Below are 20955 nucleotides of genomic sequence, written 5' to 3'. Positions count from 1 at the left end.
TTTTGTTCTGATGCGCATGGTCGAACTTTCCTCGCCTGACGACAAGCGAAGTCTCGTCATGTTAAAGTGACAGATCATCATCTTAGCCCGCGAGCCCGTCCATGGCCGTTCTCCCGCCTTTACCCAACCTCCAGGCCTTCGAAGCGGTGGCCCGGCGCAAGAGTTTTGCGCTGGCGGCGGCCGAGCTGCACCTGACCGCCTCGGCAGTGAGCCACCAGGTGGCGCGGCTGGAGTCCTATCTCGGCATTCGCCTCTTCGAACGCAGCGCGCACGGGGTGCGCATCACGACGGCAGGGGAGGGCTACCTGGCGCGCATCCAGGGCGCGATCTCCGCCATCACGGCGGCGTCCATGGATGTGCGGCAGGGTGTGAGCAACACGCTCTACATCCATTCCGCGCCCAGCATCGCCAGCCTGTGGCTGATGGCGCGGCTCAATGATTTCGCGCGCACCTATCCGGAGATCACCTTCAATCTCTCGGCGGCGCACTCGCAGAGCAATTTCGAACTGGGCGAGGTGGATATCGACATCCGCTACGGCATTCCCAACTGGCCGGGACTGGTGGTGGAGCCGCTCTTCGAAGAGCGCATCGTGCCGCTGGCGAGCCCGGCTTTCATCCGTGAGTACAAGCTCAAAAAACCTGCTGATCTGCTGGGCGTGAAGCTCATTCGCAGCAACGTGAGCGTGGTGCAGTGGGCGGACTGGTTCGGGGAATTTGCGGACGTACGCCCGCCGGAGCAATTTGCGGTGCGTTTCGACCGCGCGCAGATGTCACTGGATGCCGCCACCCAGGGCTTGGGTGTGGCGCTGGAGAGCGCGACCGTGGCCGCGCGGCACATCGAGGAAAAGAAACTCAAACCGGTCTTTGGACTGGAGCGCGCCATCAAGGTCAAGGCGCACTTTGCGGTCTATCCTGCGCATCATGCGCGCCGGCCGGCGGTGGCCGCGTTCCTGGAGTGGCTGCGTGAGCAGGCCGGCTTGCAGGACTATTGAGCGGCCTTCTGCTGCCGCGCCACTTCCTTGCGCTTCATCGATAGATAGTCCTCGCGGCTGACTTCATGCAACTGGCGCGGATATTGTTCGGTTGCACCGTACCAGGCCGTGAGCCGCTTCTCCAGCCGTTCTCCCGCCGGTGCTTCCAGACCGGACAGATAGGCATCGATGGCCAGGTAATAGCGCATGGTATTGCGCTCCACCGTGGCACGGCTGCCCGAGACATACTGCGTTTGCCCGTTGGCCTCGCGCTTGACCACGCTGAAGCCGACCTTGTCGCGACCGGCCGTCATCAGGTAGGCGCGCAGCGCCAGCTTGCTGGCCATGCCATAGGAATAGGCATAGCTGAAATGCAGGAAGGAGCGCTTCTCATCCAAGGGCGTCGCTTCGATCTCGATACGGTAGTTGGAAGTGTCCAGCGGTCCCTTGTCGGCCAGCATCGAGGACGAGAAGTAATCGGCCGCGCTGGCCCCGCCGTGATAGCGCAGGTCGACGCGGTAGGTATCGTTGAGATCCTGTTCGGTTTTCTTCCCGACCTGCATGCGCAGGGTGGTCCGTCCGTTCTCGCGCATCATCCGGCAATACTTGGTGTTGAGGTGCAGGATGAGGATGTCACACCAGTGGTCGGGGTTGTCCAGCGACTCGCGCACCTGGGCAAAGGGATAATTCAGCACGGCGTAGATGTCGCCCTTGACGTTGCCGCCTTCCTCGCGCGAATTCAGGTAGAGCGGGCGGTGGTAGCTGTTGTTGCTGAGCTCGCCCTGCAATTCTTCGTAACGGCTCTTCATGGCGGCCGCGCCGGTCTGGGTTTGGGCATATGCCGAGCTGCCGACAGCCAAGGCACAGCTGGCCGCCAGCAACAAGCATGAGGTCAGACGGGGCAACATCGATCGCAAACCGGACTCCTTTTCGATATCAGTACATTGGTTCATTCACCGGCGTCTCCCGCCGCGCTCAAAGCAGGCGGGACCAGACGCTGGCGCCGAATTCCTTCATGCGCTCGCTCATCGGCCGCTGTTCCCACTGTTCCTTTGTGATCTCTTTGGAGGCGCCAAGATCCCGGTCGAACATGGCTTTGGTCTGGGCTCCGAATTGCGGGCTCAGGATCACGGCGTTGATTTCCTGGTTGTAGACGAAGCTGCGCCAGTCGAGGTTGGTCGAACCGATGGTGGACCAGACGCCATCGATGAGCGCGGTCTTGGAGTGCAGCAGCGCGTCCTGGCGCTCGTAGATGCGCACGCCCGCCTCCAGCAGTTCGCTGTAGAAGGAGCGCGAGGCATACAGCACCAGCGAGGAGTCGCTGTGGGACGGCAGGATCAGGCGCACGTCCACGCCGCGCCGGGCGGCATCCTTGAGCGAATCGCGCAGTTGCGGATCGGGCACGAAGTAGGCGTTGGTCAGGTAGATCGAGCTTTCCGCATGCTGGATGGCCGAGATGAAGGTGGCGTAGATGATGCTGTAGGGATCATCGGGCGAGCTGCCGATGGCCCGTACGATCTCGTTGCCGGCGGGAGCCACCGGGGGGAAGTAGCGATGCTCGCCGAGATCGGGACCACGCTGCTTGCCCCAGGTCTCGATGAACAGTTTCTGGAATTCCAGCGCGACCGGGCCATCGATGCGCACCTGCGTATCACGCCAGGGGATTTGCTCGCCATCCTTGTTGAGCTGCGGCTTTTTCTTGCGGGTGCTGAAGGAGCCGCTGGAATAGACGCTGCTGATGTTGATGCCGCCCACGAAGGCGGTCTTGCCATCGACCACCAGCAGCTTGCGATGGTCGCGCTGGTTGACGGCCCAGTCCTTGCGCAGCTGGGTGGGATTGATGGGATTGAATTCCAGCACATTGACGCCCGCATCGATCAGGGGCTGGAAGAATTCGCGCGGGGTATTGATGCTGCCTACGCTGTCATACATCAGGTTGACCTGGACGCCCTTCTTCTGCATGGCGATCAACAGGTCGGCGAACTGGCGGCCGACCTCATCGTCTTCCATGATGTAGGTTTCCATGTTGATGTGATAGCGCGCGGCCTGGATCGCCTGCTGCATGGAGGCATAGGTGGCCGGGCCGTCGATGAGCAGCGTGACCTTGTTGCCGGTGACCAGCGGCGAGCCGGTGATGGCGCCTTCGATGGCCACGTGGCGGTCCAGCAGGGTATTGTCGGCGTTCTGTGCGCGCAGCTTGTCCAGCGCGGCCTTGGCCTGCGCCTCGGAAAGCACGCCGCGTCCGCCCTTCATCTGGATGGTGCGGGCCGATTGCGTGTCCATGTCGGGCACGATGGTGGGCAGCGAGCTGCACGCGGCCAGCATCACCGAGCTCAGCAGCAACAGGAGCCCTGCGGCGGACCAGCTCCTCAGTGTCATTTTCTTGTTGGTCATGGAAGGATCCCGGTTGGGCGCTGCCATGGACCGCGACGCTGTGGGGCGTCCGCAGGCAACGCTGTGCGGACGAGTATATGCCCGGCCGCAGCGCCGTAGCGCGGCCGCAAGCACGAATCGGAACTGTCCTACAGAGGAAAGCGGGAGCTGCCTACAGGTAGGCGCAGGCGCTGTTGCATCCCGCAGGAGAGGCGGATGGATCGGGGATCCATCCGGCGCGATCAGTAGACGTCGCGGCGATAGCGGTTCTGCTCGATCAGGGCATGCAGGCCGGCTTCACCCAGCAGGTCGGTGAGGACGGCGTCGACACCGGCAGCCATGCCCTCCAGGCTGCCGCAGACGTAGAGGACGGCGCCCTGGTCCAGCCACTGGCGCAGCTCGGGCCCGGCTTCGCGCAGGCGGTCCTGCACGTACAGGCGTTCGTTCTGGTCCCGCGAGAAGGCCAGGTCAAGGCGTGCCAGGTGGCCGTGTTCCAGCCAGTCCAGCCATTCATCGGCATACAGGAAATCGTAACGCTCGTTACGTTCTCCGAAGAGGAGCCAGTTCCGGGACTGCGTTTCTCCCGGCTGGATGCGTGCGCGCAGATGGCCTCGCAAGCCGGCCAGGCCCGAGCCATTGCCGATGAAGATGGCCGGCGTGCCGGCCGCGACCGGGGCGAAACCGGCGTTCTCCACCAGGCGCAGTTCGATGGCTGTATCGATGGGTGCAAATTCGGTCAGCCAGCCCGAGGCCAGTCCCAGTCCGTCTTCATGCTGGACCTGGCGCACCAGCAGGTGCACCGCGCCATCCTGTGGCACCGAAGCCACCGAATACGAGCGCGCCGCCAAGGGCTGCAGCTGGTCGGCCAGGGCTTGCGCTTCTCGCGCCGGATGCGGCGGCAGCACGCTGCCGGCCAGCGCTTCGGCCAGCGTCGTCTGCTGCCCTTGATGGCGTACCAAGGCGCTGCCGTCCAGTTGCAGCCGCTGCAGCAGCAGGGCGATCCGATCCGGCGCGTGGCGCGGCTGGATCTCCACCAGTGCACCGGCTTGCCAGTCGGGCAGGCTGCCGTCCTGCGGCTGCATTTCGACGTGATACAGCGGTGCACCCTGGCTGCCCGGATTCATGAGCACGCGTCGTGTCAGCTTCCACTGCTGCCATGCCGGTGCGGTAGTGGGCAGGAGTTCGCTTACGCTGGCCTGCAGTCCGTGGGCGGCCAGTTCGGTTTCCCATTTGCGCAGCGCCACGCCGGCCATGCGATCGACTTCCACCAGCGGGAACAGGGGCTTGGCGCCGCACTGGCGCAGGCCGTGGTCGAGGGTGTGGCCGAAGCCGCAGAACTGCGCGTAGTGACGATCCCCCAGCGCCAGGATGGCGTATTGCACGTGGGCCAGCGACTGGCCTGCAGCCTGGCGCAGGCGCTTTTCGAAGCCGCGCGCGCTGTCGGGCGCATCGCCCTCGCCAAAGGTACTGGCGATGAAGAGGATGCGGCGATGATGGCGCAAGCTCTCCGGCGTGCTCTGCGCCAGCGATTGCAGTTGCACGGCGATGCCGCTGCGGCGCAGGCCGGCGGCGGTATGCAGGGCGATGCGCTCGGCCTGCCCGGTCTGCGAGGCATAGGCCACCAGCACCGGCTCACCTTCGGGGGCGGGTGACGTGCCGTCGAGGCTGGCACGTTCGGCGCGCAGCGCGGCTTTCTTGCGGCGGCGGTCGAGGTAGAGCATCCATCCGGTGATACCGAAGAGCGGCATCATCAGGCTGGCGATGGCCATGATGATGCGCCCTGGCAGTCCGAAGTACGTGCCCATGTGCAGCGGATAGATGGCGGCGATCAGCTTGCCGCCATCGGATTTGTCTTCGTAGCGTTCCAGCTGGCGGATCTCGCCGCTCTGTGGCAAGACCACCATGCGGCTGCGGGCGCGCTCGTGGGGTGCAGCGTGATCGAGGAAGAAGATCTGCACCGGCTGGGAGCCCTGTTCCGGCAGGCGCAGCTGGGCGCTCCGGTAATCGGGAGCCTTGGCGAGGAAGCTGTTCCAGGCCTGGGTCAGTTCCAGCGCAGTGGCGTCTTCCGCTGCGGTTTTCTTCTTGCCTTCACCGCGCTGCATGGCGGGGCGGCGGCTCTCGCCGGCCAGCGTGTTCACGCCGTCCTTGAACCAGTCCAGTGCCCAGTAGGCACCGGTGATGGAGAAGAGCACGTACATCACAAGCGACCAGGTACCGATGACCGAATGCAGGTTCCACAGGAAGGAGCGCCCCTGCAGCTGGAAGTCCAGCCGCAGCCAGGCGCGCAGCGACAGCGGGCGGCGCGGCCAGCGCAGGTAGAGGCCCGAGAGTGCCAGCACCAGCAGCGCCAGCGCCAGCGTGCCCAGGACGATCTTGCCGATCTCGGTGGGCAGCAGCAGCCAGCGGTGGAAGCGTTCGATGAATTCGAAGAATTCCGCGCCCGTCACCGGTGGCAGCAGCGCGCCGGTATAGGGATCGGCATAGCGCGCCTCGCCGCGCCGCACCCCGGGCGGCGGCGCGAAGACCACGCGGGCGGAGGCGCCGGGTTCAGCAGTGAGGGTGAGGGTGGTGACGCGCCGCGCAGGCTCCACCGCGCGCAGTTTGTCCAGCAGCTGCTGGGGCGTGAGCGTGGCTTGCTGGCGCACCTGGACGTGCATGACGCCGGGGCTCAGCGCGTCCATGATTTCCTCGCGGAAAGCCAGGATGGCGCCGGTCACGCCGATGGTCATCAACAGGGTGCCGGCAGTGATGCCGATGAACCAGTGCAACTGGAACCAGATCTTCTTGAACATGTATCAGTGGGCGGCGAGGGCGCGAGGCGCCTTGTTGGTCTTGCCTGCCGTGCCGCAGCGGGGGCGGTTGGCGGGGTGAGCCCGGTATTATAGTTCAGATGAAAATGATTCTTATTGATATCTGGCGTTCGATGGGTGGGATTCTGTAGCGAATTTCTTCAATGCTTGAGGGGGTAGTTGCAATTTGGAAATTACCCGGAACTTCAATTCGTTATCCTTGCGCAGTTGGAAACAACATTCCCGTCCCCCAACGTTTTCCGAAATCGACCCGAGGCTCGTGATGGCTAAATCATTTAAACAATTAAGTGCGGCCCTGAGCCCTGAGGCGCGTCGTCTTGTTCAGTTGCGCGTGCAAATAATACAAAAGAGAATTGATTCAAAAGAGGCGCGAAGGGCTAAATCCGCGCCTGTACAGACTGCTGAAATCAGAAAATAATTACGCCAGGATCAGTCTCAACATCGACTGAGTCAAGCCGCTCCTGGCATCCGCGGCCACATCCACCACGCTCAGGTGATGCTGCTGCGGCAGCGCCACCACTTCCACGGCATGTCCCGACTGGCGCAGGGCGGCGGCGTAGAAGTCGCGCTGGCGCAGGAATTCGGCGGACTCCTCTTCTCCTGCGCACAGCAGCGCCTTCACGCCCTCGGGCATGGCCAGCAGCTGCGGACTGGCCTGCTGGGCGTCCGAGGCGGAGAGGTGCAGCACTTCGTTGAGGTAAGACAGGCGCACCGGCTCCAGGTCATAGATTCCGCTGATGCCGCACACCCCGCGCACCGGCGCCGCCCCCAGCGAAGCGATCAGCGCCGCCAGGTGCGCACCGGCCGAGTGACCCATGAGCCAGATCGCCTCCGGATTGAAGCGCAGCGCCGCGGCCTTGGCATGCAGCAGGCGCAGCGCGCGCCCGCAGTCAGCGGCGATGTCGCCCATGCGCGCCTGCGGGGCCAGCCGGTAATTGATGAGGGCCACGTTGATGTTTTGCGCCAGGTAGGGCAGGGCCAGCTGGCTGAACTGATGCTTGTCCAGCGAGCGCCAGTAGCCACCGTGGATAAAGACAAGCAGGGGCCGGCCATTGCTGCGCCCCGGAAAGAAATCCAGCGTCTGCAGGGCATCCTCGCCATAGGGCAGGTCGGCCAGATGCGGATGCGCTTGCCGCGCTGCTTCCCCCTCGCGCGCAAAGCGGTCGAAATACGCCTGGAAATCCGCAATGCGCAGGCGCACGTTGTACTGCTCGTCCAGCGCCTCGCGGTCATAGCTGCGGTAGATGTGCATGTCTCTCCTCCCTTGCCTCGCGGGCAGTGTCGTCGTTCTCGTTCGGACTCATTCGGCGAAGTGTGCCGAGATCAGGTTGCGCAGCCAGACATTGCCCTCGTCCTGATTGTAGCGGCGATGCCAGAACATGTTGGTCTGCAGTGCCGGCAGGCGCAGCGGTGGTTTGATGTAGCGTAAGCCAAAGGGTGCGGCAGCGCTCTCGGCCAACTTGCGCGGCACCGTCACCACCAGCGACGTGGTGCTGACGATGTAAGGGACCGCCGTGAAATGCGGCACCCGGAAGCGTACGCTGGGCAGGATGCCGGCCTTCTCCAGGTTCTGGTTGATGCGATCATAAGGACTCTCCAGCGAAGACACCATCAGATGCTCGGCCGCCAGGAATTCCTTGAGGCCGACCTCGCCGCGCTTGTCCAGCGCATGGCCGATGCGGAACATGCTCACGTATTCCTGGCGGAACAGTCGCCGCTGGTACAGCGCCTCCGACAGATTGTCGAACGCACCGATGGCCAGGTCCACCCGGCCGGCCTCCATTTCACTCTTCAGGTCGATGGCCCCGGCACGTACCGTCGACAGGCTCACCCCCGGCGCGACCTCGGCACAGGCTTCGATCAGGCGCGGCATGAAATACACCTCGCCCACATCGGTCATGGCAATCGTGAAGCGGCGCTCGCTGCTCTGCGGCGCAAAGCCTTCCTGCAGGTTGAGAGCGCGCGCTACCTGCTGCAGTGCCGCAGCCACCGGCTCGGCCAGCTGTTCGGCAAAGGGCGTGGGCTGCATGCCTTGCGCCGTGCGCACGAACAGCTCATCGCCGAAGCTGCGCCGCAGCCGCGCCAGTGCATTGGACACCGCCGGCTGCGACAGCCCCAGACGACGGGCTACCGAGGAGATCTGGCGTTCCTGGAAGACCTCCTGGAACACCACCAGCAGGTTGAGATCGATGTCGCGTGGTTCGATGAGGGCCATGGTCAGCTCGGCAGTAGCAAAAACGCGTGCACTGCAATATTCATGAAATGAATGGATCGTATTTTCGTATTTATATCGTAAAAGAAGGGCGATTGCACTACAGTGACGTCGCGATAACACCATCAAGAGCCGCGCAGCAGCGCCTGCGCACACGGCCATGCAATCTGCCCATCTGCCATGTTCAGCCTCATCGGCCCGCAGATGGCAGGCAACACAACTAAAAAAACGTAAAGACAGACGAGGAGCAAGACAATGAGCATCCACCAAGGTGGCGCTCTCCCCACGGTCCATGTGGACCAGGTGGTGGAGCAGGGCCGGTTCGGCACTTTTCAATTCGGCCTGCTGCTGCTGTGCGGCCTGTGCCTCATCATCGATGGCTTCGACGTGCAGGCCATGGGCTATGTGGCCCCGGCCATCATTGCCGACTGGGGCGTGAGCAAGGCCAGTCTCGGTCCGGTGTTCGGGGCGGGCCTGTTCGGCATGCTGCTGGGCTCGCTGGTGCTCACCCCCGTGGGCGACCGCTACGGCCGCCGTCCGGTGCTGATCGCTTCGACCCTGTTCTTTGCGGTCTGCATGCTGGTGACGCCGCTGGTCACCACCATCGATCAGTTGCTGGTAGTGCGCTTCATCACCGGCTTTGGCCTGGGCAGCATCATGCCCAATGCGATGGCGCTGGTCGGCGAATACAGCCCTTCGTCCTCGCGGGTGACCCGCATGATGCTGGTTTCCTGCGGCTTTACCGTGGGCGCTGCGGCGGGCGGATTCGTGAGCGCAGCACTGATCCCGGCGCATGGCTGGCATGCGGTGTTCTGGGTCGGCGGTGCGGTGCCCCTGGTACTGGGCCTGGCGATGCTGGTGTGGCTGCCGGAATCGATACAGTTCCTGGTGCTGCAGCGTCGTGCGCGCAGCCAGGTGGCGCGCTGGCTGCGCAAGCTGGATCCTGCCATCCGCATCGATGACAAGACCGAGGTCGTGGTCAAGGAAAGCAAGGCTGAAGGCATGCCGGTGGCGGCCCTGTTCCGCGATGGCCGCGCCGGTGTCACGGTGCTGCTGTGGTTGATCAGCTTCATGAACCTGATCAACCTGTACTTCCTCTCCAACTGGCTGCCCACGCTGATTCGTGACGCCGGCTATTCCACCAGCATGGCGGTGCTGATCGGGACCTCGCTGCAAGTGGGCGGCGTGGTCGGTACGCTGACACTGGGCCGCTTCATCAACCGCTTCGGGTTCACCCGCGTGCTGGGGACCTGCTTCCTGCTGGCTTGCGTATCCATTGCGTTGATCGGCAAGGTGGCGGCCATGCCGGTGCTGCTGTTCCTGGCGGTGATCGTGGCAGGCTTCTGCATCGTCGGCGGGCAGCCGGCGGTCAACGCGCTGGCTGGTACCTTCTATCCGACCACGCTGCGTTCCACCGGCATTGGCTGGGCGCTGGGCATCGGCCGCATCGGCTCGGTGGTCGGGCCGGTCATCGGCGGCCAACTGATCGCGCTGCAGTGGAGCAATGGTTCGCTGTTCATCGCAGCGGCGGTGCCGGCGCTGATTTCGGCGCTGACCATCGCGCGCTTGCATCGTACTTCCCGAGGAGTGTCCGCATGAATACCATCACCGATTCTTCCGTCAGCCATCACGTGCACACGCGCGGCTACCAGACCGGCTTCGGCAACGAGTTCGCCACCGAGGCCCTGCCGGGCGCCTTGCCCGCGCACCAGAATTCGCCGCAGCGTGCACCCTATGGCCTGTATGCCGAGCAGATTTCCGGCACCGCCTTCACCGCGCCGCGTGGTCACAATCGTCGCGCATGGCTCTATCGCATCCGTCCGGCTGCGGTGCATCACCCGTTTGAACCGATGGAACGCGGCCTGCTGGTGAGCCACTTCGACGACGTCGCGCCGCCGCCCAACCAGTTGCGCTGGGACCCGCTGCCCATGCCCGCGGCACCCACCGATTTCATCGAAGGCCTGGTCACCATGGCCGGCAACGGCTCGCCGCAAGCCCAGAGCGGTTGCGCGATCCACCTGTATGCCGCCAATTGCTCGATGACCGATCGTTTCTTCTATTCGGCCGATGGCGAACTGCTGATCGTGCCGCAGCTGGGGCGCCTGCAATTGCGCACCGAGCTGGGCGTGATCGACATCGAGCCGCAGGAGATCGCCGTCATCCCGCGTGGCGTGCGCTTCCAGGTGCGCCTGCCGGATGGCGAGGCACGCGGCTACGTCTGCGAAAATTTTGGCGCGCTGCTGCGCCTGCCGGATCTCGGTCCGCTGGGTTCCAACGGCCTGGCCAATCCGCGCGATTTCGCCACGCCGCACGCCTGGTACGAAGACCGGGAGGGCGACTTCCAGCTCATCGCCAAGTTCGGCGGCAACCTGTGGCAGGCGAAGATCGGCCATTCGCCACTGGATGTGGTGGCCTGGCATGGCAACTATGCGCCTTACAAGTATGACCTGCGCCACTTCAATACCATCGGCTCGATCAGCTACGACCATCCCGATCCGTCGATCTTCCTGGTGCTGCAGTCGCAGAGCGATACGCCCGGCGTGGATACGATCGACTTCGTGATCTTCCCGCCGCGCTGGCTGGCCGCTGAAGATACCTTCCGTCCGCCCTGGTTCCACCGCAACGTGGCCAGCGAATACATGGGCCTCATCACCGGCCAGTATGACGCCAAGGAAGGCGGCGGCTTTGTGCCCGGCGGCGGCAGCCTGCATAATTGCATGAGCGGTCACGGACCGGACGCGGCCACCTTCGAGAAAGCCAGCCGTATCGATACCAGCACCCCGAACAAGGTCGACCACACCATGGCCTTCATGTTCGAGACCCGCAACATCCTTTGCCCGACCCGTCACGCCCTGTCCGCGCCGACCTTGCAGCGCGATTACCAGGACTGCTGGCTGGGCATCCAGAAGAACTTCAACCCGGAGCGCGCATGAGCCTGCCTAGCCTGAAAATGAACGAAACCCATGACACCTCGCTGCGTAGCTGGGTCCAGAGCGCCAATGCAGAAAACAGCAGCTTCCCGATCCAGAACCTGCCTTACGGCGTGTTTCGCCGCAGTGGCAGTGAAGAAGCCTTCCGTGCGGGCGTGGCCATCGGCGACCAGATCCTCGACCTGCCGGCCGCCCAGGCTGCCGGCGCCTTCTCGGGCTTTGATGAAGCCACCCGCACGGCCGCTCATGCAGCCTGCGGCGGCAGCAGTTTGAATGCCCTGATGGCACTCACGCCGGCCGCCTGGTCGGCCCTGCGCCTGGCGTTGTCGCGCCTGCTGCGCAGCGGTTCGGCGCACCAGACCGAGCTGGCCGCCTGCCTGGTGCCTCAGGCCCAGGCCGAATACGATGTGCCGGCCGTGATCGGCGACTACACCGACTTCTACACATCGATCCACCACGCCACCACGATAGGCAAGCTGTTCCGTCCGGACAATCCGCTGCTGCCCAACTACAAGTGGGTGCCGATCGGCTATCACGGCCGTGCGTCGTCCATCGCGATCTCGGGCCAGCAGTTCCGTCGTCCGGTGGGCCAGACCAAGGCACCCGACGCGGACTTGCCCACCTTCGGTCCCTGCAAGCGACTGGATTACGAACTCGAGCTGGGCATCTTCATCGGCGGCGGCAATGCCCTGGGCGAGCCGGTGCCGATGGCGCAGGCTGAGGACAAGGTGTTTGGCCTCTGCCTGCTCAACGACTGGTCCGCACGCGATGTGCAGGCCTGGGAATACCAGCCGCTGGGCCCCTTCCTCTCCAAGAGCTTTGCCTCCACCATCTCGCCATGGATCGTCACGCTGGAAGCATTGGCGCCATATCGTTGCGGATGGACGCGCCCGGCGGACGACCCGCAACCGCTGCCTTACCTGGATGCGCCGACCCTGCGCGAGAGCGGTGCCTTTGACATCGAACTGGAAGTGCTGATCCAGACCGCGGCCATGCGTGAAGCGGGCAGTGCGCCAGAGCGGCTCTCGCTGGGCAATTATCGGGATGCCTACTGGACCGTGGCGCAACTGGTCACGCACCACACCGTCAATGGCTGCAACCTGCGGCCGGGTGACTTCTTCGGTTCGGGGACCTTGTCCGGTCCGGCACCGGACCAGGCCGGTTCACTGCTGGAACTGAGCGGTGGCGGCAAGGCCCCCCTGAACCTGGCCAATGGCGAGAAGCGCGTCTTCCTGGAAGATGGCGATACCATCATCCTGCGTGCCGTGGCTCGTCGCGATGGCTTGCCCAATATCGGTTTCGGTGAAGCGGCCGGCACCGTGTTGCCTGCGCGCAGCCTGGCTTGATCTGATTTTTTTAGGAAGCAAGCGCATGACTACCCTCTACAGCTATTTCCGCAGCTCGGCCTCCTATCGCGTGCGTATCGCCCTGAACATCAAAGGCGTGGCTTATGAAACGGCGGCCGTGCATTTGTTGAACCAGGGCGGCGAGCAATTGCTGCCCGCCTTCACGCAGTTGAATCCGCATGCGCTGGTCCCGGTGCTGGCCGACCAGGGCAAGCTGCTCACGCAATCGATGGCGATGCTGGAGTATCTGGACGAGCGCTATCCGACGCCATCGCTGCTGCCGGGTGATGCATTCGCGCGGGCGCATATCCGCGAACTGTCGCTGGCCATCGCCTGTGAAATCCATCCGCTGAACAACCTGCGCGTGCTGCGTTATCTCAAGCACACGCTTGCCGTGGATGAGGCGCAGAAGACGGCGTGGATCCAGCACTGGATCAAGCTCGGTTTCACGGCGCTGGAACAGCAACTGGCGGCCGACACCACGCGCGGACACTTCTGCGTGGGTGACGCCCCGACCATGGCTGACTGCTTCCTGATTCCGCAGATCTTCAACGCGCGCCGTTTCGATGTGGACATGGCACCGTACCCGACGCTGTGTGCCATCGAGGCTGCCTGCAATGCGCTGCCCGCTTTCGAGCAGGCACATCCGGCGCAGCAGCCCGACGCCGCCTGAGCGTTCAGCCCGGGCTGCGGCGCGGCACCAGCAGGTTGCCGGTCATGATGAGCACGGCTTCGTCGTGCTGGTTGTAGGTGGTCACGCGGTGGTTGAGGAAACCCTGCTGCGGCTTGGATTGCGAGGTCTTGATGCCCAGCACTTCGGCTTCCAGGCGCAGCACGTCGCCCGGGCGGGTCGGACGGGGCCAGCGGAATTCATCAAAGCCGGCACCGATGATGCCGCCCTGGATGTGCAGGGTATCGACCAGCAGGCGCATGGTCAGTGCGGCGGTATGCCAGCCGCTGGCGGCCAGGCCGCGGAAGAAAGTCTGCTGCGCCGCCGCTTCGTCGAGATGGAAGGGTTGGGGATCGTATTGTTGGGCGAACTGCTTGATCTCTTCGGCGCTCACGGCGAGCGTGCCCGGCGAGCGCAATACCTGGCCGGGTTGGAAGTCATCGAGGTAGTTGAGGGTGGTCACTGAGTCTCCCTGATCATTGTTATCGGATTCAGGCCTGCTCTTCGGCAAGCCAGATATGGTCACAGTATAACGACAGTCCGTAAAACAAAAGGCCGCAGCGGGAAATCGCTGCGGCCTTTTGCATGGATGTCCGCGCATGCGGACCTGTGCTCAACGTGATCAGGACGACTTGGACAACTTCGCCAGCTGCTGCGTCAGATAGCTCTGTCGCGACTGCATCGTCGCCAGCGTGATGTTGAGCCGGTTGAACTGGTTGGTGTAGTTGTCCTTCAGGGTTTGCAGCCGATCATTGGCCGCCGTCTGCTGGTCGGTCACGATCTTGAGGCTGTCCTGCAGGCCCTTGGTCTTGCTGGCCAAGGTGCCGCTGTCGCTGAGGATGCCGTCGAGCACCTTCTGCAGCTTGGGCACCACGCCCGAGGTACCGGTGAAGAGCTTGCTGACCGCGTCGAAATCCTTGTTGCCGGCCGTGGTCAGCTTGGTGGCGTCCAGCGCCAGCGTGCCATCCTTCTGGAAGGCAATGCCGACCTGCGAGAGATTCATGCCGCCATCATCCCCCAGCGCCCCCAGCATGGTGCTGCGGATCTGCGTCATCATGTTCAGCACCGAGGACTCGGCGGCCAGCGGGGAGCCGGTGCTGGCCTGGCCCTTGGTGGTGGACGGGGTCTGCTTGGTCAGGTTGGTGATGGCCTTGGCCAGGTTGTTGTAGGCGGTGACGAACGTGTTGGCCGCCGTCGAGAGCCCGCTGGTGTCATTGGCAATGGAGAGCGTGAAATTGTCGGCCGAGGTGGTGACCTTGGCCAGGTTCAGGGTCACGCCCGAGATCGCGTTGCTGACCTTGTTGCTGGTGCTGGTCACGGCCACGCCATCGATGGTCAGCTTGGCATCCTGTGCCTTGGCCAGTTGCCCCATGCTGCTGCCGGAGAGGTCCGCATAGTCATTGCTGCCGACCAGTTTGATGGCGTCCGTGCCGGTGGGGGTGAGCACCAGGTGGTCCTTGCTGCCGTCATTGCTGATGCTGGCGGTCACGCCCGTATTGGCGTCGTTGATGGCCTTCATCACGTCGTTCAAGCCAATGGCGCCACTGCCGTCCAGGTCGGTCGGGGTGATCGTGAAGGACTTGTTGCCCACCTGCAGCGCCAGGCTGCCGCTGGCGTAGGTCTGGTTGGTCGCCACGCCAGTGGTGGTGACGGTGCCGCTGGGGTCGAAGTTGAACACGGAGAAATTGCCCGTGCCACTCACCCGCAGGTTGTTGGCCGCACCGCTGTCCTTGGCGGTCAGGACCAGGTGGTCATTGGTGCCGTCGCTGACGATGGCCGCATTGACGCCCGCGTCGCTGGCATTGATGGCGTCACGCACGCCGGCCAGGGTGTTGGTCTTGGGCTGGATCAGCGTGGTCGAACCGTTGCCGGTCTTGATGGCCAGCACGCCATTGTCGAACGTGGTGCCCGGTGCGATGCCGGCCGAGCTGACCTTGACCGCCTGCGCCAGCTGGCTCACGCCGATGCTGTACTTGCCGGCCGCCGCCTTGGTAGCGTCGCGCGGTGCCTGGATCTGGGTCACCGAGCCGGCCACGGTGGGGTCATAGCTCAGCCCCGAGAGCGAATTGTTGGCCGTGACCTTGATGGTGTTGGCGGTGCCGCCGGTATTGGATTCCATCACCAGGTGGTCGCCGCTGCCATCGGTGACGATGGAAGCCGTCACGCCCGCCTTGGAGGCATTGATGGCGTCGCGCACGCCAGCCAGGGTGGCGTTGGCCTGCAGCGTGATGAAGGTGGGCGGATTGGTGCCGACCTTGATGGCAATCGAGTCGCCGGCATTGAAAGTGGTGCCGCTGGCGTAGCCGCCGGATTTCAGTTTCTGCGCCAGGACCTTGGTCGAATCGTCACTGTTGGCATCGGCCGTGAACGGATCGGTGGTCAGGTTGGTGCCGGTACCGGCATTGGCCACCGTGGTCTTCTGGGCGCTGAAGCTGGCCGCCGTCATGGTCTTGAGCGCGCTTTGGTAGCTCGACAGCGCATTTTTCAGCGAACCGTAGGCGGAAATGAGCGTATTGAACCCGCTCTCCTTGGTCTTCAGCGGTGTGAGCTTGGACTTGCTTTCGACTGCAATGAGCTGGTTGACCAACGTCGATACGTCTAACGGACCGGCCGATGTCGAGATCGTCCCCGTGGAAGTTGCCATCTTGACCCCTGGATGATGATGATTTTCTTATCTTTCGGGAAACTGACGCAATGTCAGTGACCCGTGAAGGTTAACGGCAGGTCTTTACAAAAGTAAAGGGCAGTTTGCTGACCAGAAGTGGCGTTTTCAGGGGGTTTTTGTGGAGATTCGATGGAGAAGCCGCAATCCGGGCTTGCCACGATGCCGAAATGTAAAGATTCGGCCTGGCCCATGCAGGCCGGAAAGCCCCGGTGGCGCTGCCTGCGGGGCGATATGAAGGATATTTCAGGAAAGCAGGACGGCAGCCCTGCCCGGCGGGCAGGGGCGCGGGCCGTCTCAGGTCTGGATGAACTTTTCCAGCGGATAGTGATGCTTGATGAAGGGCGACTTGATGACGATGTAGCTGAAATACTTCTCGATGCGCAGGTTCTGTTCCAGCAGCGACTCGATCACGCTCTGGTAATGCACCACGCTGCGGGTCATGAACTTGAGCAGGTAGTCATAGCCACCGCTGACCAGGTGGCATTCGATGATCTCATCGACATTGCGGATGGTGGCCTCGAACTTGGCGAAGTCTTCGCGGCGATGGTCCGAGAGCGTCACTTCGGTAAACACGATCTGGACGTCGGCCAGCTTCTCCAGCCGGATGTAGGCGCCATAGCCGCTGATGTAGCCAGCTTTCTCCAGGCGCTTGACGCGGATCAGGCAGGGGCTGGGGGAGAGGCCGACGGCGTCGGCCAGGATCACATTGGTAATGCGGCTATTTTGCTGCAGGTGACACAAAATCCTCAGATCGATCCGGTCCAGTTTCAACGCGCCGTTAGTCATCATGTTGCCTCGGGTTATTCGACTCAGCCCGCCGGCGCTCCTGGCATGGCGTGCACAGGGAGAGCCGGCGGGATGTAGCAGGGCATTTTAACCCCTCCTGCCGTGATTTCCCCATCGGGCAGGGGGCATTGCTCGCGATGGTGTGCTCAGCGCAAGGCCGCGCGCACCTCGGGTTGGGCCAGCACCTCGTCCAGGATGGCCCGCAGGCGCGCAAACATCAGCGCGAAATCCTCTTGCGTGTAGCACAGCGCAGGCGCAAAGCCGAGGATGTTGTCGCCGAACGCGCGGAACACCAGGCCGTGGCGATAGGCCACCTGGAAGATGCGGTCATGCAGTTTCAGCTCGGGCGCAAAGCGGGCCTTGGTCTGCTTGTCGGCCACCAGTTCCAGCGCACCCAGCAGGCCACGGCTGCGGGCATCGCCCACCAGCGGATGGTCGAGCAGGGCGCGCAGGCCGCCGGCGAAGACCGGTTCCAGGCGCCGGCCGTTTTCCAGCAGGCCACCTTCTTCATACAGCCGCAGGACCTCCAGCGCCACCGCCGCGCTGACCGGATGGGCCGAGTAGGTCTGGCCATGGCCGACCACGGTGCTCATCGGCGCGCCATCGGCAATGCCGTTGTAGACACGGTCCGACATCATCACCGCACCCATGGGCGCATAGCCGGCGGTCAAGCCCTTGGCCATGGTCATCAGGTCGGGCTGCACGTCTTCGTCCAGGCAGGCGAACATCGGGCCGGTGCGGCCGAAACCAGTGATGACCTCATCCACCACGAACAGGATGTCAAGCTGGTTGCAGGCCAGCTGCATGGCTTTCAACCAGCCCTTGGGCGGCACCACCACGCCCCCGGAACCCTGGATCGGTTCGCAGAAGAAGGCGGCGACATTGTCCGCGCCCAGTTCGTCGACCTTGTCGCGCAGCGATTGCACCGAGGCCGCAATGATGGCTTCATCGCCCTGCAGCTCGCTGCGGTAGGGATAAGGCGAGGGCAGGTAATGCTGGGTCGGCAGCGGCAGGTTGAAGTGGTAATGGAAATTGGGCAGTGCGGTCAGGCCCGCGCCCACCGAGGACGAACCGTGATAACCACGTTGCAGCGAGATGAAATGCTTCTTGGCCGGCTTGCCGATGGAGTTGTGATAGTGCGTGATGTAGCGAATGGCGGCATCCACCGCATCGGAGCCGCCCAGCGTGAAATACACGTGTTTCAGCGACGCCGGGCTGATGTCCACCAGCTTCTTGGCCAGCAGGATGGCCGGTTCCGAAGCGAAGTGGAAATAGCCGGTGGCGTACGGCAGGCGCTGCATCTGCTCGGTGGCCGCACGGATCACGCTCTCCTGGCCATAGCCGGTATTGACGCACCACAGTCCCGAGAAAGCATCCAGCAACTGCTTGTCCTGGTGATCGGTCAGGTAGGCGCCCTGGCCGGACTTGAGGATGATGGGGCCCAGCTCTTCATGCTCGCGGAAGCTGGCAACAGGGTGGATCAGGTGGCTGCGGTCAAGCGCGGCCAGGGCGGAAGTTTGCATAGAGAGGGACTCGCTGAAGATGCGTTGAACAAGGCCGTGCAGGCAAACGGCACAACCGGCATGTGTTCTATCCTATGCCCCTGGCCTCGCAGCCGATGCGCAAGATGCGGGCCTGAAAAAGCATCTTCATGGGTTTTGCGCGCTGCTGCGGCATTTTCTGCGGCAGCAGCACGAGCACCTCAGCCCAGCGCCTGGTTGACGATGGAGAACAGCTGCATGCCCGCATCGCGCGCCGGTGCTTCACCCTTGCACATGCGCGTGACGTGGTCCACGCAGGTCAGGCCCAGCTTGTCGAACCAGGCCGGCAAGCCGCTCGATTCGAACACGTCGATGCGGATGAACGAATCCGAATAGGTATTGATCCAGTGCGCGATCAATCCCTTGGCACGTTCCGCGTCCGGCGCCACCACCGGCCCGATCACGCGCCCATGGCCGAAGCGGCGCACCAGCGCAAAGCCCAGCATCTCGCCATCACGGTCCAGTGCCACACCTTCGGATATCTCCAGCAATGCCAGCAGCAGCTTGCTGCGATCCATGCCGGTGGCTTGGGCATCCAGTTCCAGCAGGCGATGCACGTCATTCTTGCCCATCGGCCGCACGCGCTCGCCCGGTGGCAGCGAGACCAGCACCGGTTGCGCCGAGGACCCCTGGAACTGGTGCAGCACATCCTGCTGCACGAAACCCAGTTGCTTGTAGAGCGGCATGCCGGCCGCCGTGGCATTGACGATGAGGCTGCGGCCATTGACCTGGCTGGCGGCGTGCTGCATGAGCCGCCGTCCGAGGCCGCGCCGCTGCAACTCGGTCTGCACCAGCAGCATGCCGATGACGGCGTGGTGCTCGCCATAGGTGGTGCAGACCACGCTGCCCACCGTGCGCAGCGGGGCATCCGATGCCGTGTTTTCCAGCAGGTAGCCTTGCCCCATCTGCAGCAGGAAATTCCAGTCTTCCAGCCGGTGCGGCCACTTGAAGCGCAGCGACAGCCGGTGGCAGTGGCCCAGGTCATCCGTTGCAATCGGCCGCAAGAGCAAGTCGGGCAAGGGCTCGCGGGCGGTCTCGGGCTGGTGGTTGGACAGCGCGGGCATGGGGGCTCCTGTTGGTTTCAGTGAGAGGGACAGCAAGGCCGGGGATGGCTCAGAGCTGGCCCTGGCAAACGTATTTGGTGTGCAGGTAGTCATCCAGGCCATGCACCGAGCCTTCGCGGCCATAACCGGATTCCTTGACGCCGCCGAAGGGCGCGGCTTCGGCCGCCAGCGCACCTTCATTGACGCCCACGATACCGCTTTCCAGCGCATCGGTGACGCGATGGATGCGGCGCACATCGGTCGAATAGAAATACGCAGCCAGGCCAAAGGGCGTGGCATTGGCCGCGGCAATCACTTCCTCTTCCGTCGCGAAGCGGGTAATGGGTGCCACCGGTCCGAAGGTCTCTTCGCAGCTGCATTGCATCTCGCCGGTGACGTTGGCCAGTACCGTCGGGGCATAGTAATTGTCGCTCTTGAAGCCTGGGCCCTGCAGGCGCTTGGCGCCGGTGATCACGCGCGCACCGCGTGCGATGGCATCGCGCACGTGCTGGTCGATCTTGGCGATGGCGCGGGCGTTGATCATGGGGCCGATCTGCGAAGCTGGATCGGTCGCCGGGCCGACCTTCAGTGCGGCCACGCGCGCACCGAGTTTGGCCACGAAGTTTTCATAGACCTTCTCCTGCACGTAGATGCGGTTGGGGCTCACGCAGGTCTGGCCGCCATTGCGGAACTTGGCGGCCATCACGCCATCGATGGCGGCGTCCACATCGGCATCGTCAAAGACGATGAAGGGCGCATTGCCACCCAGTTCCAGCGAAAGCTTCTTCAAGGTATCGGCCGAATGGCGCGCCAGGTGCTTGCCCACGGCGGTCGATCCGGTGAAGCTGATCTTGCGCACGCGCCCGTCGGCCAGCCACACGTCGACCACTTCCGGGGTGCGTTCGCGCGAGGCGGTCACGATGTTGATGACGCCAGCCGGCACGCCTGCTTCCAGCGCCAGGCGGATCAGCGCCAGCGAAGTCAGCGGCGTATCCTCGGCCGGCTTGCACACCACGGTGCAGCCGGCGGCCAGGGCCGGCGCGATCTTGCGGGCAATCATCGCGGCCGGGAAATTCCACGGCGTGATGGCCGCCACTACCCCCACCGGTTCCTTCAAGGCCATCATGCGGCGGCCGGTGACCGGTGCCGGGATGATGTCGCCATTGGCGCGCGTGGCCTCTTCGCCGAACCATTCCACGTAGCTGGCGGCATAGGCCACTTCACCCTTGGCCTCGGCCAGGGGCTTGCCCTGTTCGCGCGAGATCAGGCGACCCAGGTCTTCCTGGTGCGCCAGCAGCAGGTCGTTCCAGCGCTTGATGATGGTGGCGCGCTGCTTGGCCGGCGTGGCACGCCAGGCCGGGAAGGCGGCCACGGCCGCATCGACGGCGGCGCGGGCATCGGCAGCACTGCCGTCAGGGACGGTGGCGAACACCTGGCCGGTGGCCGGGTCGGTCACCTCCAGCACACGGCCGTCGGCCGCAGCGCGCCACTCGGCGCCGATCAGTTGGGTGCCGGGCATCAGGTCCTGGCGTTGCAGAGTCAGAGTCAGAGAGGTCATGGTGAGCATTCAGCAAAAGTTAATGCAACTATCAACGAGCATTCAGTAAA

Annotated in this window: 16 protein-coding genes; 5 read left to right on the top strand and 11 right to left on the bottom strand. The window is 63.8% G+C overall.

The features are described 5' to 3' along the window. The first annotated feature begins 101 nt into the window (after positions 1 to 101). Positions 102 to 992 carry a LysR substrate-binding domain-containing protein gene (locus tag CEJ45_RS11690; protein WP_088755283.1) on the top strand — a complete coding sequence of 297 codons (891 nt, stop codon included), beginning with the start codon at positions 102 to 104 and terminating at the stop codon, positions 990 to 992. Here the strand turns inward: CEJ45_RS11690 and CEJ45_RS11685 are convergent. The 5 genes from CEJ45_RS11685 to CEJ45_RS11665 all read right to left on the bottom strand — a co-directional run bounded on the left by CEJ45_RS11685 (position 986) and on the right by CEJ45_RS11665 (position 8369). Further along, positions 986 to 1879: a hypothetical protein gene (locus CEJ45_RS11685; RefSeq protein ID WP_088755282.1), complete on the bottom strand. Its 894-nt coding sequence runs from the start codon at positions 1877 to 1879 to the stop codon at positions 986 to 988. The two genes, CEJ45_RS11690 and CEJ45_RS11685, sit on opposite strands and share 7 nt — an antisense overlap. A gap of 67 nt (positions 1880 to 1946) precedes the next feature. Beyond that, the gene (gene cls / locus CEJ45_RS11680; RefSeq protein WP_088755281.1) at positions 1947 to 3365 is read right to left on the bottom strand and encodes a cardiolipin synthase; all 1419 of its coding nucleotides are present in this window, start codon (positions 3363 to 3365) and stop codon (positions 1947 to 1949) included. 221 nt (positions 3366 to 3586) lie between these two features. After that, on the bottom strand, positions 3587 to 6136 hold the full coding sequence (locus tag CEJ45_RS11675) for a PepSY domain-containing protein (protein WP_088755280.1): 2550 nt from the start codon (positions 6134 to 6136) through the stop codon (positions 3587 to 3589). A gap of 436 nt (positions 6137 to 6572) precedes the next feature. Beyond that, positions 6573 to 7406 (bottom strand): alpha/beta hydrolase, encoded by an 834-nt coding sequence (locus tag CEJ45_RS11670; RefSeq protein ID WP_088755279.1) that lies wholly within the window; start codon positions 7404 to 7406, stop codon positions 6573 to 6575. Between the two features lie 48 nt (positions 7407 to 7454). Further along, positions 7455 to 8369 (bottom strand): LysR substrate-binding domain-containing protein, encoded by a 915-nt coding sequence (locus CEJ45_RS11665; RefSeq protein ID WP_088755278.1) that lies wholly within the window; start codon positions 8367 to 8369, stop codon positions 7455 to 7457. A 252-nt stretch (positions 8370 to 8621) separates the two neighbouring features. Between CEJ45_RS11665 and CEJ45_RS11660 the strand changes: the two genes are divergently transcribed. The 4 genes from CEJ45_RS11660 to maiA are packed head-to-tail and all read left to right on the top strand — an operon-like array spanning position 8622 to position 13315. Beyond that, positions 8622 to 9965: an MFS transporter gene (locus CEJ45_RS11660; protein WP_088755277.1), complete on the top strand. Its 1344-nt coding sequence runs from the start codon at positions 8622 to 8624 to the stop codon at positions 9963 to 9965. Further along, complete coding sequence (gene hmgA, locus CEJ45_RS11655; protein ID WP_088755276.1) at positions 9962 to 11299, top strand: homogentisate 1,2-dioxygenase; 1338 nt, start codon at positions 9962 to 9964, stop codon at positions 11297 to 11299. The genes CEJ45_RS11660 and hmgA overlap by 4 nt, the downstream gene beginning before the upstream one ends. Continuing rightward, entirely contained in the window at positions 11296 to 12642 is a 1347-nt protein-coding gene (gene fahA, locus CEJ45_RS11650) for a fumarylacetoacetase (protein WP_088755275.1), read from the top strand. The genes hmgA and fahA overlap by 4 nt, the downstream gene beginning before the upstream one ends. Positions 12643 to 12667: 25 nt before the next feature. Beyond that, positions 12668 to 13315, top strand: coding sequence for a maleylacetoacetate isomerase (gene maiA, locus CEJ45_RS11645; RefSeq protein ID WP_088755274.1), 648 nt, complete (start codon positions 12668 to 12670; stop codon positions 13313 to 13315). A 4-nt stretch (positions 13316 to 13319) separates the two neighbouring features. Here maiA and CEJ45_RS11640 read toward each other — a convergent pair whose 3' ends face one another. The 6 genes from CEJ45_RS11640 to CEJ45_RS11615 form a co-directional block, all read right to left on the bottom strand. Beyond that, positions 13320 to 13775: a MaoC family dehydratase gene (locus tag CEJ45_RS11640; protein WP_088755273.1), complete on the bottom strand. Its 456-nt coding sequence runs from the start codon at positions 13773 to 13775 to the stop codon at positions 13320 to 13322. Between the two features lie 159 nt (positions 13776 to 13934). After that, positions 13935 to 15956, bottom strand: coding sequence for a flagellar filament capping protein FliD (gene fliD, locus CEJ45_RS11635; protein WP_088755272.1), 2022 nt, complete (start codon positions 15954 to 15956; stop codon positions 13935 to 13937). A 315-nt stretch (positions 15957 to 16271) separates the two neighbouring features. After that, positions 16272 to 16766: an Lrp/AsnC family transcriptional regulator gene (locus CEJ45_RS11630; protein WP_081486017.1), complete on the bottom strand. Its 495-nt coding sequence runs from the start codon at positions 16764 to 16766 to the stop codon at positions 16272 to 16274. 143 nt (positions 16767 to 16909) lie between these two features. Beyond that, positions 16910 to 18286 carry an aspartate aminotransferase family protein gene (locus CEJ45_RS11625; RefSeq protein ID WP_088755271.1) on the bottom strand — a complete coding sequence of 459 codons (1377 nt, stop codon included), beginning with the start codon at positions 18284 to 18286 and terminating at the stop codon, positions 16910 to 16912. A 179-nt stretch (positions 18287 to 18465) separates the two neighbouring features. Further along, the gene (locus CEJ45_RS11620) at positions 18466 to 19368 is read right to left on the bottom strand and encodes a GNAT family N-acetyltransferase (RefSeq protein ID WP_088755270.1); all 903 of its coding nucleotides are present in this window, start codon (positions 19366 to 19368) and stop codon (positions 18466 to 18468) included. A 49-nt stretch (positions 19369 to 19417) separates the two neighbouring features. Continuing rightward, the gene (locus CEJ45_RS11615) at positions 19418 to 20914 is read right to left on the bottom strand and encodes an NAD-dependent succinate-semialdehyde dehydrogenase (protein WP_187697665.1); all 1497 of its coding nucleotides are present in this window, start codon (positions 20912 to 20914) and stop codon (positions 19418 to 19420) included. Between the last annotated feature and the right edge of the window lie 41 nt (positions 20915 to 20955).

It is taken from the genome of Herbaspirillum aquaticum, from assembly GCF_002213425.1.
GTDB classification, from domain to species: Bacteria; Pseudomonadota; Gammaproteobacteria; order Burkholderiales; family Burkholderiaceae_D; genus Herbaspirillum; species Herbaspirillum aquaticum.
The sequence above is the reverse complement of the archived record's forward strand: the minus strand, read 5'-3'. Positions and strand labels throughout refer to the sequence as shown.

Excerpts from the sequence above, each read along its gene's own strand:
- hmgA (WP_088755276.1), top strand. The coding sequence starts at position 9,962 with ATGAATACCATCACCGATTCTTCCGTCAGCCATCACGTGCACACGCGC.
- CEJ45_RS11665 (WP_088755278.1), bottom strand. The coding sequence starts at position 8,369 with ATGGCCCTCATCGAACCACGCGACATCGATCTCAACCTGCTGGTGGTG.
- CEJ45_RS11675 (WP_088755280.1), bottom strand. The coding sequence starts at position 6,136 with ATGTTCAAGAAGATCTGGTTCCAGTTGCACTGGTTCATCGGCATCACT.
- CEJ45_RS11630 (WP_081486017.1), bottom strand. The coding sequence starts at position 16,766 with ATGATGACTAACGGCGCGTTGAAACTGGACCGGATCGATCTGAGGATT.
- CEJ45_RS11690 (WP_088755283.1), top strand. The coding sequence starts at position 102 with ATGGCCGTTCTCCCGCCTTTACCCAACCTCCAGGCCTTCGAAGCGGTG.
- fahA (WP_088755275.1), top strand. The coding sequence starts at position 11,296 with ATGAGCCTGCCTAGCCTGAAAATGAACGAAACCCATGACACCTCGCTG.
- maiA (WP_088755274.1), top strand. The coding sequence starts at position 12,668 with ATGACTACCCTCTACAGCTATTTCCGCAGCTCGGCCTCCTATCGCGTG.
- CEJ45_RS11660 (WP_088755277.1), top strand. The coding sequence starts at position 8,622 with ATGAGCATCCACCAAGGTGGCGCTCTCCCCACGGTCCATGTGGACCAG.
- CEJ45_RS11620 (WP_088755270.1), bottom strand. The coding sequence starts at position 19,368 with ATGCCCGCGCTGTCCAACCACCAGCCCGAGACCGCCCGCGAGCCCTTG.
- fliD (WP_088755272.1), bottom strand. The coding sequence starts at position 15,956 with ATGGCAACTTCCACGGGGACGATCTCGACATCGGCCGGTCCGTTAGAC.
- CEJ45_RS11670 (WP_088755279.1), bottom strand. The coding sequence starts at position 7,406 with ATGCACATCTACCGCAGCTATGACCGCGAGGCGCTGGACGAGCAGTAC.
- cls (WP_088755281.1), bottom strand. The coding sequence starts at position 3,365 with ATGACCAACAAGAAAATGACACTGAGGAGCTGGTCCGCCGCAGGGCTC.
- CEJ45_RS11685 (WP_088755282.1), bottom strand. The coding sequence starts at position 1,879 with ATGTTGCCCCGTCTGACCTCATGCTTGTTGCTGGCGGCCAGCTGTGCC.
- CEJ45_RS11615 (WP_187697665.1), bottom strand. The coding sequence starts at position 20,914 with ATGCTCACCATGACCTCTCTGACTCTGACTCTGCAACGCCAGGACCTG.
- CEJ45_RS11625 (WP_088755271.1), bottom strand. The coding sequence starts at position 18,286 with ATGCAAACTTCCGCCCTGGCCGCGCTTGACCGCAGCCACCTGATCCAC.